General features: G+C 25.8%; 9 protein-coding genes. 6 read left to right on the top strand and 3 right to left on the bottom strand.

The window, feature by feature from the left end; translation table 11 throughout:
- Positions 1–70: 70 nt before the first annotated feature.
- The 3 genes from AC4FRL_RS00545 (at position 71) to AC4FRL_RS00555 (ending at position 4,640) form a co-directional block, all read left to right on the top strand.
- Positions 71–1,357: a YeeE/YedE family protein gene (locus AC4FRL_RS00545; protein ID WP_491138003.1), complete on the top strand. Its 1,287-nt coding sequence runs from the start codon at positions 71–73 to the stop codon at positions 1,355–1,357.
- 82 nt (positions 1,358–1,439) lie between these two features.
- The gene (locus AC4FRL_RS00550; protein ID WP_491138004.1) at positions 1,440–2,753 is read left to right on the top strand and encodes an APC family permease; all 1,314 of its coding nucleotides are present in this window, start codon (positions 1,440–1,442) and stop codon (positions 2,751–2,753) included.
- Between the two features lie 189 nt (positions 2,754–2,942).
- Positions 2,943–4,640 carry an alpha/beta hydrolase fold domain-containing protein gene (locus AC4FRL_RS00555; protein ID WP_491138005.1) on the top strand — a complete coding sequence of 566 codons (1,698 nt, stop codon included), beginning with the start codon at positions 2,943–2,945 and terminating at the stop codon, positions 4,638–4,640.
- A 47-nt stretch (positions 4,641–4,687) separates the two neighbouring features.
- On the opposite strand, the gene AC4FRL_RS00560 is transcribed toward AC4FRL_RS00555, so the two are convergent.
- Complete coding sequence (locus tag AC4FRL_RS00560) at positions 4,688–5,242, bottom strand: TetR/AcrR family transcriptional regulator (protein ID WP_491138007.1); 555 nt, start codon at positions 5,240–5,242, stop codon at positions 4,688–4,690.
- A gap of 266 nt (positions 5,243–5,508) precedes the next feature.
- On the opposite strand from AC4FRL_RS00560, the gene AC4FRL_RS00565 reads away from it, so the two are divergent.
- From AC4FRL_RS00565 to AC4FRL_RS00575, 3 genes are all read left to right on the top strand, one after another.
- Positions 5,509–6,210, top strand: a complete 702-nt coding sequence (locus tag AC4FRL_RS00565; protein ID WP_491138008.1) for an ABC transporter ATP-binding protein — start codon at positions 5,509–5,511, stop codon at positions 6,208–6,210.
- Between the two features lie 15 nt (positions 6,211–6,225).
- Positions 6,226–9,624, top strand: a complete 3,399-nt coding sequence (locus AC4FRL_RS00570) for an FtsX-like permease family protein (protein WP_491138009.1) — start codon at positions 6,226–6,228, stop codon at positions 9,622–9,624.
- 160 nt (positions 9,625–9,784) lie between these two features.
- Positions 9,785–10,096, top strand: coding sequence for a bacteriocin immunity family protein (locus AC4FRL_RS00575; RefSeq protein ID WP_491138011.1), 312 nt, complete (start codon positions 9,785–9,787; stop codon positions 10,094–10,096).
- Positions 10,097–10,135: 39 nt separating this feature from the next.
- On the opposite strand, the gene cls is transcribed toward AC4FRL_RS00575, so the two are convergent.
- Together cls and codA are read right to left on the bottom strand one after the other, a co-directional pair.
- Positions 10,136–11,593: a cardiolipin synthase gene (gene cls / locus AC4FRL_RS00580; protein WP_491138013.1), complete on the bottom strand. Its 1,458-nt coding sequence runs from the start codon at positions 11,591–11,593 to the stop codon at positions 10,136–10,138.
- Between the two features lie 601 nt (positions 11,594–12,194).
- On the bottom strand, positions 12,195–13,457 hold the full coding sequence (gene codA / locus AC4FRL_RS00585) for a cytosine deaminase (RefSeq protein ID WP_491138014.1): 1,263 nt from the start codon (positions 13,455–13,457) through the stop codon (positions 12,195–12,197).
- Positions 13,458–13,619 lie beyond the last annotated feature (162 nt).

The following is a 13,619-nucleotide window of genomic DNA, read 5'->3' on the forward strand; positions in this document are numbered from 1 at the left end:
TAATTTTATTAAGGCACCATAGTAAAAATATATTATAATTTTAATTACCAATTTATAAGGGGGATTTTAGGTGAAAAAATACACGGAATACATTGTAGGTTTTGTCTTATTATTATTAATAATAGTAATAGGTAAGATGAATCTTAGCAGTTCAATGTTATTTTTTAGACTGCTTATAGGATTAGGACTTGGATATGCACTTACAAGATCATTTTTTGGCTTTGCAGGAGGAGTAAATAGAAGTTATAGAACTGGTTCTACAAAATTAATGAGAACATTAATGATATTATTTGCAGGAACTGCTATTGTAAGTGTTTGTTTCTTTATAGGTCAAGACCCTACAGAATATGATTTATGGATTAATCCAATTAATTTAGGGCTTATATTAGGTGGATTACTATTTGGTTTTGGTATGGCCTTTGCTAGTTGTTGTGCTTCAGGAGTTTTAACAGATGTTATAACTGCTCTACCACGTGCTTTTGTAACTTTATTTTTCTTTGGAATGGGAGTATATTTAGGATTCCCAGTTCAAAATTCAGCATCTTGGGTAAAAGATACTGTTATATCTACAGAAACTTTTAAAAATGGAGTATTTTTACCAGACTTATTTAAGTGGGATGGTTTAGATGGTTATTTAGGTGCAATAATAGTTACTATTGTTTTAGCTTGTTTAGTAATATGGATAGCAAAATTATATGAGGATAGAAGAAAAGCGAATAATACTTATACTGGAGTTAATTCAGAGATTGTTCAAGAACAAAAACATGAAGAAAAAGGTAAATTCAAATTATTTAGTGAAAATACATATGAAAAATTATTTGTTAGACCATGGACTCTTTATACAGGTGCTTTAGTAATAGGTTCTTTATTTATATTATTAATGGGAGTAACAAAAGCAGGATGGGGTGCATCTACTCCATTTGGATTCTGGTTTGGTAGAATTCTTGTAGCCTTTGGAATTTCACCTGAAAAAGTTGCAAGTTTTTCAGGAAAACCAATTGAAATGTTTACTGCACCATTTTTCTCAAATGGAACTAATGTACAAAACTTTGGTATAATCTTAGGAACTTTAATTGCATTACTTTTAGCAGGAAAATTTGCACAAACTTTTAAAGCAGGATTAAAAATAAGTTTTAAAGAAGGATTATTATATTCTATTGGAGGTTTTGCCATGGGATTTGGAACAAGATTATCTAATGGATGTAATGTAGGAGCTCTTTATACACCAATTGCTAACTTCTCTTTATCTGGATGGATATTCTTATTATTCTTAGTTATAGGTGGAGTTGTAGGTAATATAGTTTATAAAAGAGTTTCACCAAAGAAAGCTTGTTCTTTAAATACTAAGGGAAAATAAATTTTATAAATTAGTTAAAAAGCTATAATTGGTTAAAATAAAACTGATTATAGCTTTTTTTATTAGGCGAAAGGAATAAATAATGAAGGAAATAAAATTAAACAAGATAGATATATTTTCTATAGTTTTAGGGGCTATTATAGGTTGGGGTTCCTTTATGTTACCTGGTACTAAGTTTTTGAAAGAATCTGGGGTAATAAATACATTTTTAGGTCTTTTCTTAGGGGTACTTTGTATTATAATTATTGAAAAAAATTATTTAATAATGATGAAAAGTAGCAATGAAGAAGGAGGAGAGTTTTCTTTTACCTATAATAACTTAGGAAAGAAGCATGGCTTTATTGTTGGATGGTTTTTAACTTTAGCTTATTTTACTATGATTCCATTAAATGCAACTGCCTTTCCACTTGTAATTAAAAAAATATTTGGAAATGTATTAGAATTTGGATATTTATATAATGTAGCAGGGCATAATATTTATTTAGGAGAAATTTTAACATCAAGTATAATAATATTTATCTTTGCTTTTTTAAATTTAAAGGGGATAAAGAAAACCAGTAAGGTGCAAAATTTAATAATTTTTAGTTTAATATTAATGATTTTCATTGTTTTAGTAGGAATGATAATTAAAGGAGATAAAAATAAATTTTTTCATAATTATATTACAAATTATTCCTTTAATATAAATGAAGTAATTAAGGTTTTTGCTATAACTCCCTTTGCTTTTATTGGTTTTGATGCTATTCCTCAATTAAGTAAAGAATTAAATTTTTCTAAGAAGAAAGCCTCTAAGGTAGCTATTATTTCCCTTGTAATTGGTGCCTTAATTTATAATTTATTAAATATTATAACAGCTTTAGCTTACTCTCCTAGGGAGGCTATTTCTTTAGAATGGGCAGCTGGAAGTGCTGTTTTTAACACTTTAGGTAAGGGAGCTTTCTTTTTACTTATAATAGCTTTAACTGCTGCTGTTTGGAGCGGAATAAATGGCTTTATGATTTGTAGTTCTAAATTACTAGGTTCTATAGGAAATTATGAAATGTTACCAAAAAAAATAGGAGAAGTAAATAAAAATGGAGTTTTTGGAAATGCAATAATTTTTATAACTATAGTTAGTTTAATAGCACCTTGGTTTGGACGACAAGCAATAACTTGGATTGTTGATATGTCTTCCTTAGGAGCATCAGTTGCATATTTTTATGTTTCATTTATAGTTTTAAAAAATAGTAATAATAAAAAAACAAAAATTTTATCAATATTAGGAGTAATAATAAGCATAATATTTATACTTTTATTGCTTTTACCATTTTCTCCAGCTTCACTTTCTAAGGAATCTTTAATAGCTTTATTAGTTTGGTGTATAGTTGGAACTTTAGCTTATCTTAAAATAAAATAAATTTAAATTAAACTGTATTATAAACATATAAAGGTAATTTTAAAAAATTTTGCTTTTATAATTGGTTTTAATACAGTTTTTTATTATACTTAAAGTAGAGAGGGTTACAAAAGGTTAAATAAAAAATAAATATTCTTTTTAAATATGTTTTTAAAGAATAATTTATGAAAAGAGAGGATATGAGGTTTTATGGTTAAAGATTTAAAGGTTTTCAATAGGGAGATTTCTGAGAAATATTCTTTAGTTGAAGTTGTTAAGTGTGAAATTAACACAGAAAATGGCCCAAGAAATTTAGTACTTTGGGGAAGAGAACTTGATAAAAATTTCATTTTATCTTCTGGTATTTTAAGAAAGGTACAAAAGTATTATAAGTCATATAATTCAGAGGTAACTATAAATTTTGAAAGAGTTATATGTAAAAGATTTGAGAGAGAAGTATTTAAGAGAAATAAGGGTAATTTAGTTTTAGTTTTAGGAAGTATTAAAGATTTATTTTATTTAGAAAATAATTTCCTAAAGTCTATAGAGGATATAATAGATTCTTTAATTAAAAAAATTGAGATATCACATAAAAATAAGGCAAGAATAGTTTTTACAACTATACCAAATTTAAATAAAGAAGAAAAGTTATATAATTTAGTTAGGGAGGTTAATTCTTGGATTAGAAATAGTAAGTTTTTAGATGGATATATAGATATAGATAAATTTATTAAAGAAAATAAAGATTTAGTCATAGAAGACAAGGAAGAATTAGAAAATTATATTTTAGATAATATAGAGATTTCTTATTTAGTTAATATGTTAAAACCTTTTGAACTTGATTATAAAAGTCAAGAGGAGTTAATAAAAAGTATGAATGAGAACTCAAAAATTATCAATGAAAAGGGAAATGAAATTTTGATTAAGGGAATACCAGACCCTGTAGAAGGAACAAGAATAGATAGAAGAATTAAATATTTTCATGAACACAAAAGACCTGAAAAGAAAAATAATCCTTATGTATTTAAGGGTGAAGCTATTGGAAATATGCGTGAAAATATGGGATTATTAAATGTAAATCTTTGTAGAAGTAAGATTTTATCTAAAGAAGAAGTTATAGATGGAGTAAATTGTAGGGTTTATAAAAAGGATTTATTAAAAGGTAAATTAAATCCTTGTATAGTTTATATGCATGGTGGAGCTTTTATAGGAGGAAGTTTAGAGGTTTCAGAAAATCCTTGTAAGCTCTTAGCTGAAAAAACAAATAGCATAGTAATAAGTGTAGACTATGCCTTAGCACCAGAAAAGCCATATCCTAAGGGATTAAATGATTGCAGAAAAGTTATTAATTATATTGAGGATAATTTTTTTAGATATAATATAGACAAAGATAAAATTGGAGTTTTAGGAGAAAGTGCTGGAGCAAATTTTGCTGCTATCTTAGCTAATGAAAATGATAACTTAAAATTTCAAGGTCTTATATATCCTTTAGTAAGTTTTGTTTATGAAAATCCATTCTTTACTTGGAGCAAAGGTTACTATAATAATGAATATGATGAAAAATTAGTAGATGAGTTTATATTATCACTTAAGAATTGTGAAGGCTTAATAGATAAACTTTATATACAAAAAGATATAGATTTAAAAAGAGAGGATATTTCTCCTATATTTAATAGAGATTTATCAAAATCTAAAAGGGCTTTAATTGCAGTTTCTGAATATGATTATTTAAGAATTCAAGGAGAGATTTATGGAAAACTTCTTAAAGAAGCTAAGGTAAAAACAAAGATAATAAGATATGAAGGAGTTAACCATGCTTTTTTAGATAATCTTGGAATATATCCACAAGCTGAAGATGTAATAAATGAAATGTCAAAGGAATTTTTAGACGCAATAAATAATATCTAAAAAGTGAAATAAAAAGACTATAGTTTTCTATAGTCTTTTTATTTTATTTAACTATTTAATTTATTTATATTATTTATTATCATAACAAGTTCTTTAGGAGATTCAGGAAGGTCATTTTCTAACCAAGTTTCAATAATTGAAAGACAACCACCTATAGAATATCTAAGATAGTAGTTTGCAAGATTTTTATCTATTAAGTTGTAATTATTAAAAAGTTTCATAACATCTATTTGATTTGCTATATCTAAAATTCTATTTAATATACTGTTATCTCTTTGATTACAAAACAATACTTTACATAATTCTTTATTTTCTTTTATTAATTCAAGAACCTTAAGAAGAAGTAGACTATTATAATCCTTTACTGGAATTTCTTTTATATATTTTAATATTTGATAAAATAATTCATCTTCCATAGATTGAAATAAGTCAAAAGCATCTTTGTAATGAGTGTAAAAGGTACCTCTATTAATATCAGCCATTTTACAAATATCTGTTACGGTAACTTTATGAATTTCACGAGTTTTAAGTAATTCAATCAAACTCTCTTTAATAACTTTTTTTGTATAAAGAGTTCTTCTATTTCCACTTATACCAGTCATTTTAATATTTCCTCCCACCATTTACTTATTTTAATTTTAAAGTAAATTTAACTTAAAAATTATTTTAGATAATTTACTCTTAAGTGTCATAAAATAAACAAATTACTATTAAATGTCTATTTTATAACGTTAAGAATTTATGTGATTATTGTATAGAAACTTTTAGTAATTTATACTATTTATTATAAATTTAATTGAACATTGTGTCTATTTAATAACTTTTAGTATAAAGTTAATTTTTTATGGATTATTAGGGGGAATATATTATGGCTTATATAGATCTTATAAACGTTTATAAAAGATATAAAGTTGGAGAAAATGTGGTTGTTGCAAATAATGGTATTAACTTTTCCATTGAAAAGGGTGAGTTTGTTGTTATTTTAGGACCAAGTGGAGCGGGAAAATCAACAACACTTAATATTTTAGGTGGTATGGATAATTGTGATGAAGGAAAAATAATAGTTGATGGAACAGATATATCAAAATTTTCAAGTAGAGAACTTACTAAATACAGAAGATATGATGTGGGATTTGTATTTCAATTTTACAATCTAGTTCAAAATTTAACAGCTAGAGAAAATGTAGAACTAGCCACTCAAATTTCAAAAAATGCTTTAGATGTAGATAAAACTTTAGATTTAGTTGGCCTTTCTCATAGAAAAGATAACTTTCCAGCACAATTATCAGGAGGAGAACAGCAAAGAGTTTCTATAGCTAGAGCTATTGCAAAAAATCCTAAGATTTTACTTTGTGATGAGCCAACTGGTGCTTTAGATTATAGTACAGGAAAACAAATTTTAAAAATTCTTCAAGATACTTGTAGAAAGATGGGCACTACTGTAATTATAATAACTCATAACTCAGCTATAGCACCAATGGCAGATAAGGTTATTAAAATTAATGATGCAAAGGTTAGAAGCATTGAAATTAATGAAAAACCAATTTCAGTTGAAGATATAGAATGGTAGGAGTGAGAAGATTTTATGAAGGCTTATAAAAAATCCATAGTAAGAGAGATATTATCTTCAAAAGCTAGGTTCTTTTCTATAATGGTAATAATATTTTTAGGAGTTGCTTTTTATTCTGGAATAAAATCTTCAGGTCCTGATATGAATAACACTATAAATAAATTTTATAGTGATAATAATCTTATGGATAGTAAGATTGTTTCAACTTTAGGATTAAGTGAAAAAGATTTAGATATACTTAAAAATGACCCTAATATTTTAGATTATTATGGTACTCGTAGTATAGATGTAAATTTAACTAATAGAAATAATTTAGTTAGATTTATGGAGTATGATAAAGATAGTAATATAAATAATTTAATTATTTTAGAAGGAAAGGCTCCAGAAAATAGTGGAGAAATAGCCTTAGATGAGAAAGCTTTCAAATTAAATAAGGATTTAAAAATTGGTGATGAATTTGTTTTAGATACTGATGAAGATACCATGAAAAATTTTAAAGGTAATAAATTTAAAATAGTTGGTATGGTAAGAAGTCCTATGTATATTGAAAGAGAATCTAGAGGGACAAGTACTGTAGGAAAAGGAACTGTAGATTATTTTGCTGTTATAAATAAAGATGATATCAATATGAAATTTTTTACTGAAGTTTATGTAAGGTTTAAGAATGTTAGAGGGCTTAATGCTTATGGAACTGAGTATGAAAATTTAATGGAAGAAAATAATGAATATCTTGAAAATTTATATTCTAACAGAGAGATAGAAAGAATTGATGAGGTAAAAAATGAAGTAAAAGAGGAATTTAAAAATCCTTATAATGAGTTAAAAGAAAGTGAACAATTAATTTTAGATAAAGAAAAAGAATTACAAGAAGGAAAAATAAAATTACAAGAGGGTAAAGAAGAATTTAACAATAAAAAGTTAGAATTTGAAAATGGTATTAGCAATGCTGAAGATAAAATTCTAAAGGGAGAAGAACAGTTAAACTTAGGAAAAGATGAGATTAATAAACAAAAAGCAAATATAGCAGAGGGAGAAGAAAAGTTAACATCTTTAAAAGCTGTACTTGATAAAGGAAAAGAAGAATTTTTAAAATTGGGAATTAATCCATCTGAGGATTTAAGTAAATTAAATAGCAACTTAGAAAGTTTAAATAATTTATCTAAGGGAGTTGAAAATTTTTATAAGGACATAGATTCTACTGTTAACAATATTTCAGAGGGAGAAGAAATACCTAAGGATAAGATTATAAATTGGAAAAATACAGCTAATAGCCTAGGATTAAACGAAGTTACTAAGTTATTAGATTCTCTAGAAAAGGAACCTAGTAATAAAGAGATTGCCTTAAATATTTTATCTTCTTTAAATAATGAAAAGAGCGTAGTTAAAAATAATATTTCAAAAGCAAGTCTTTTAGTTTCTAAAGTTAATAAATATAACCTTGGAGTAAAAGAATATGAAAAGAATTTAGAAATAGTTAATTTAGGTAAAAGTAAACTTTCTGAGGCAGAAAATAAATTAAATTTAGGCCTTGAGGAATTAAACAAAGGAAAAAAATCTTTACAAGAAGGAAAAAGTAAGGCAGAAGCAGAGTTTTCAAAGGTTCAAGGAGAATTAAATTCTGCTAAAGATAAATTACAAGAAGGACAAAATTTAATAGATGAAAATAAAACAAAATTAGAAGAAGGAAAAAAGGAAGTTCAAGATAAAGAAAAAGAAGCTTTAAGCAGTTTAGAAGAATGTAATTACTTTATCTTTGATAGAACTGACAATCCAGGATATTTAGGATATGAGGATTCCATAAAAAGCTTAGATAGTATAGCAGCTGTTTTACCAGTATTCTTCTTTATAGTAGCCGTATTAATTTGTTTAACAACTATGACAAGAATGGTTGAAGAAAAGAGAATAGAAATAGGAACTATGAAGGCTTTAGGATATGGAAACTTTGAAATATCTTTAAAATTCTTAATATATGCAGCTTTAGCAAGTATATTTGGATGTATATTAGGTATATTAGTGGGAGTAAATATAGTTCCTCAAATAATAAATGATTCTTATGCTAGTTTATATTTCCTTCCAAAAATAGAACTTCACTATTATATTTCTTATATTGTACAAGCTTTAGTTATATCACTACTTTGTACTGTTGGAGCAGCTTTATTTGTAGTAAGAGTTGAGTTAAAAAATAAACCTTCTGATTTAATGAGAGCAAAGGCGCCAAAGTTAGGAAAGAAAATATTCTTAGAAAGAATTACTCCTCTTTGGAAGAGATTAAACTTTAATCAGAAGGTAACTTTTAGAAATATATTTAGATATAAACAGCGTATGTTTATGACTATATTTGGTATTGCTGGTTCTATGGCACTTTTAGTTACTGGTTTTGGTCTTAAGGATTCAAATAATATTATGACTAATAAGCAGTTTGAGAAATTATGGAAGTATGAAACTATGGTTGTGTTTGGAAAGCAACCTACTGAGGAAGAATTAAAAAATTACAATGAAACTTTAAATTCTATTTCAGGATATGAGAATAATTTAAGAATGCATCAAGAAGCTATGATTTTTGAAAAAGAGGGTATGAATAAACAAACAGTTACTCTTTATGTTCCAGAAAATAAAGAAGAAATAGGAAACTTTGTAGTTTTAAATGATAGAAAATCAGGAGAAACTTATGAGATTTCTGATGAAGGGGTTATAATAAGTGAAAAATTAGCAAAGCTTTTAGGTGCTTCTAGGGGAGATACAATTACCTTTAAGGATGAAAATGATAAATCTTATGAGGTTGTTGTAAGTAATGTAGCAGAAAATTATCTTATGCATTCAATGTATATGTCTCCTTCTTATTATGAAAAAGTCTTTGGAAAGAATTTAATTTACAATACAGACTTTGTTAACTTTAATGAAAGTGAAATGTCAAATGAAGATATTTCTTCAAAACTTATGAGCTGTAAGGATGTAGTAAATGTAACTATGACTTCTCAAATGGAAAAAACAACTAAGGAGTCAGCTGCTAATATGAATGTAGTACTTTTAGTAATAATATTATCAGCAGGTGCATTAGCCTTTGTAGTTTTATATAACTTAAATAATATAAATGTTTCAGAGCGTATAAGAGAGTTATGTACTATAAAGGTTCTTGGATTCTTTGATAATGAGGTTACTATGTATATCTTAAGAGAAAATATAATATTAACAATTCTAGGAATACTAGCAGGTTCTGTTTTAGGTAAGTTATTACATGCCTTTATATTAAATACAGCAGAATCAGATGCTATGATGATGTATCCTAATGTAAGCTTTATAAGTTATGTAGCAGCAGCCTTAATAACTATATTCTTCACAGTAATAGTTATGATACTTATGCATATTAAGTTAAAGAAGGTTAATATGATTGATGCTTTAAAATCAAATGAATAAAAATAAATAGAAATAAGCCATAATAAATATTATGGCTTATTTTTTCTTTGACTAATAAATATAAATTTTAAAAAATATTAAATTAATGTTAAAATTAAAGTGTGTATTTAATAGAAATAAATTAAATAAAAGTAATAATAAGTATTTAGGGGGTATTATTTTGGAGAAATTAACTAAAGACAATAAGGAAAATATACTTAGAATTGTTTATGATTTAATATTAAACAAGGAAACTTCAAAGGAAGAAAGAGAGATTCTAGTTTCTTTTAAAGATTCCTTAGAAAATGGAAAGGATTTTCAAGAGGAGATTATGAGCTTAGCAGAAAAATTAAGATTATTATCTCTTAGAAATTATAAAGATAAAAAATGTTTAAGTGATGCTGTAGGAAAATTTTATATGAAAATTTCAACTATAGGATTAAGAAATAGAAATGTAGCTACAGGTATTTGTGCAAGTAAAATAATATTTTAATAAATAAAAAAACTCCCTTTATATAAGGGAGTTTTTTTATTAAAGTAATGCAGAGAATAGTCTTGAGAAAGATTCTTTAAATTTAACTAAGTTACCTCTATTTACATATTCATCCTTAGTTAATTCTACAGAAACAAGCATGTCCTTTTCAAACGCTTTACGTTGAAGTTTAGCTATTTCATCAGAGTATAGCATACCGATTACCTCAAAGTTTAATTCAAAACTTCTAGTATCCATATTAGCTGTACCTATAGAACAAACCTCATCATCAATAACTAAAGCTTTAGAGTGAAGGAAGGAATCTTTGTCATAGTGATATATTTTAACACCAAAGTTTAATAATTCTCCTGCATATTTTAAGTTAGCCCAATAAACAAAAGGATGGTCTCCCTTACCAGGTATCATTATTCTTACATCAACACCTGATATAGAAGCAAGTTTTAAACTATCAGCTATACTATTATCTAATATTAAGTAAGGGGATTGTATATAAATATATTTCTTTGCCTTTTGTATAAGCTCTAAATAAGAAAGTTTTATTTCATAGAAGTTATTAGGGTTTGGTCCACTAGATATTATTTGCATACCACATTTTGAGTAATCAACTCTTTTTGATGGTGTTTCTTCATTTTTGTAATCTATTAAGTGGCTTAAATCTAAATCTTCCTTAGTTGCATATCTCCAGTCAGCTAAAAATCTTAAATTTAAATCTCTTACTGAATCACCGATGAATTTTATGTGAGTATCTCTCCAATAACCAAATTTAGGGTCTTTTCCTAAATATTCATCTCCTACGTTAAATCCACCAACATAACCTACTTTACCATCTATAACTACTATTTTACGGTGATTTCTAAAGTTCATGTTTAGGTTTATAAATTTAAGCATTGAAGGGAAGAATTCTCCAACTTTAACTCCAGCATCTATAGCTGATTTTAATTTTTTTCTGTTAGTAGATCTACTTCCTACAGAATCGTAAAGAAGTCTAACTTCTAAACCTTCTTTTGCTTTTTCTTCAAGTATATTTAGAATTTTTCTACCTAAGTCATCAGTTTTAAATATGTAAAATTCTATATTTATACTTTTCTTAGCTGCTTTTAAGCTCTCTATCATATCATCAAATAATTCTTTACCATCAAAAAAAACTTTAGTTTCTACATCTTCTCTATAAGGAGAATATTCCATGCTTTCAATAGCTTTTATAGTATCGTAATGCTTGTAATTTTTTAAATCTTCTTTTACAGATTTTGTACCTTTTAAGCTTTTAATGTATTTATTGAAAAGCTTAAGTTCAGATTTTTTCATTATAAAAATATCTTTAGTATTAACTTTTCTACCTAATATTAAAAATAGAATAAAACCTACGTAAGGTAATATAATTAATACTAATGTCCAAGATATTATACTTTTTGAAGAACGATTTTCTTTAAAAATCATGTAAAAAATAGTTAGTAAGTTTATAATATGTACTAAATTGGATAAAAAAGTAAAAATCATAATTAATAAATCCTTTCTATAGTTCTTATTTTTTTGTAATTTTTTTTGTCTTTTTGTTTTTTACATAGAATCTTGATGTGATAAGAATTTAAACTTAATTAATACGCTAAGTATTACTAATATTATATACTATTTTAACAAAGTATTTGTAGTTAAATATGTATAAATTGATACTTTCTTCAAATAAAGTTTTATTAAAATTAATATTAAATATTAGAATTTTATCATATAAGTTTATTTAAATTTTATTTATGCAATAAAACAGAAAAAATGTCAATTAAATTTAAATTAATTTTTTGTGAAAGCTTATAAAATAGGGAATTTAAATCATAAAAGAAATAAAATAGAAATTGTTTTTTTAAAATTTTTAATTAAATTTATAGGTGGATAATTTTTTATGGAGTATACTTTGAAGGATTAAACAAGGAAAAAGAAGAGGATAAAGTAGGACTATTTTTAATAAATTAAAAGGTTTTAAGTATGCTAATGAAAATATTAATTAAGTTAAAAATCATAAAGATTACAAATATATTTTAAGATAATAGATTTGTAGGTTTTAATCTATTTTACTTTTAATATATTTGTAATCTTTAAAATTAAATTATCTTAATAAAGTTATTTTTGTATCTATTACTTCAGGTTCTCTCTTAAATAAGAAATCTCCTTTTCTTACAGAGCAGTTAACTCCAACTCTTTCAAGAATTGCATCAAATTCATTTTTTGCATTTAAAACTATAAAGTTAGCATCTTTTCCAACTTCTATACCATATTTATCTTGAATATGAAGAGTTTTAGCACCATTTACTGTTATTAAATCTAAGGCATTATTTATTTCGTCTACAGACATCATATGACATATATGAATACCAGCATCTAGTATATTCATTAAATTACCATTTCCTAAAGGATACCATGGGTCTGAGATAGAATCTTGTGCAAAGCAAACATTAATTCCAGCATCATTTAATTCTTTAACTCTTGTAAGACCTCTTCTTTTTGGATAAGTATCATATCTTCCTTGTAAATGAATATTTTCTGTTGGGCATGATATGAAATTCATTTTTGATAATTTTAAAAGTTTAAATAATTTAAAGGCATAAGCATTGTTGTAAGAACCCATAGCACAAGCATGACTTGCAGTTGTAAGTTCTCCTATTCCGTTTAAGTAAGCTTCTGCTGCTAATAATTCAACAAATCTTGATTGGTCATCATCAGTTTCATCACAATGAACATCTATTAATTTATTATATTTTAAAGCAAGTTCTATAGTTTTCTTAACAGATTTTTCTCCCATTTCTCTTGTGAATTCAAAGTGAGGAATAGCACCAACTACATCAGCACCCATTTTTAAGGCTTCTTCTACTAATTCATCTCCACCTTTATAGGAGTACATTCCTTCTTGAGGGAAGGCAATAATTTGTATATCTATAATATCTTTATATTCTTCTTTTAATTCCATAATAGCTTTTAATCCAGTAAATTTAGGGTCAGTTACATCAACATGTGTTCTCATATATTGTGTTCCATATAGAATTTCTTTTTTAAGAGCTATTCTTGCACGCTCTTTAATCTCATCTATTGTCATATTACCTTTAGTTTCAGACCATCTTTGAATTCCTTCAAAAAGAGTTCCTGTTCCATTATTTGCGCCAGGCATACGAGCTGTGTATACATAATCTAAATGTATATGTGGGTCAACATAAGGAGGAACAACAAGGTCTCCTTTTAAGTCATAACTTTCTACATCTTTATATTTTTCAGAAAGATTTGGTCCTATTTCTTTATATACACCATTTTCTACAAATAAATCTACTGGTGTTTCTTTTCCTTTTAATCTAGCATTTTTAAATAAAATAGTTTTCATTTAAAATTTCTCCCTTCAGTTTTGGTATTTTACTAAAAAAATTAACTTATATTATTAAAGAAAAAATTAAAATTTTATAATTGCTTTTAGTAATTTAAGTTGTCAATAAAGAAAGTTTAGCATGAAAGATTTCTATAGTCATTGTATTAAATATACAATAAT

The sequence above is a fragment of the Clostridium sp. TJA032 genome, from assembly GCF_058310275.1.

What these genes read in the sequence shown, in the direction of transcription:
- codA (WP_491138014.1), bottom strand. Translation starts at nt 13,457, where the DNA reads ATGAAAACTATTTTATTTAAAAATGCTAGATTAAAAGGAAAAGAAACA.
- AC4FRL_RS00565 (WP_491138008.1), top strand. Translation starts at nt 5,509, where the DNA reads ATGGCTTATATAGATCTTATAAACGTTTATAAAAGATATAAAGTTGGA.
- AC4FRL_RS00550 (WP_491138004.1), top strand. Translation starts at nt 1,440, where the DNA reads ATGAAGGAAATAAAATTAAACAAGATAGATATATTTTCTATAGTTTTA.
- AC4FRL_RS00555 (WP_491138005.1), top strand. Translation starts at nt 2,943, where the DNA reads ATGGTTAAAGATTTAAAGGTTTTCAATAGGGAGATTTCTGAGAAATAT.
- AC4FRL_RS00570 (WP_491138009.1), top strand. Translation starts at nt 6,226, where the DNA reads ATGAAGGCTTATAAAAAATCCATAGTAAGAGAGATATTATCTTCAAAA.
- AC4FRL_RS00560 (WP_491138007.1), bottom strand. Translation starts at nt 5,242, where the DNA reads ATGACTGGTATAAGTGGAAATAGAAGAACTCTTTATACAAAAAAAGTT.
- cls (WP_491138013.1), bottom strand. Translation starts at nt 11,593, where the DNA reads ATGATTTTTACTTTTTTATCCAATTTAGTACATATTATAAACTTACTA.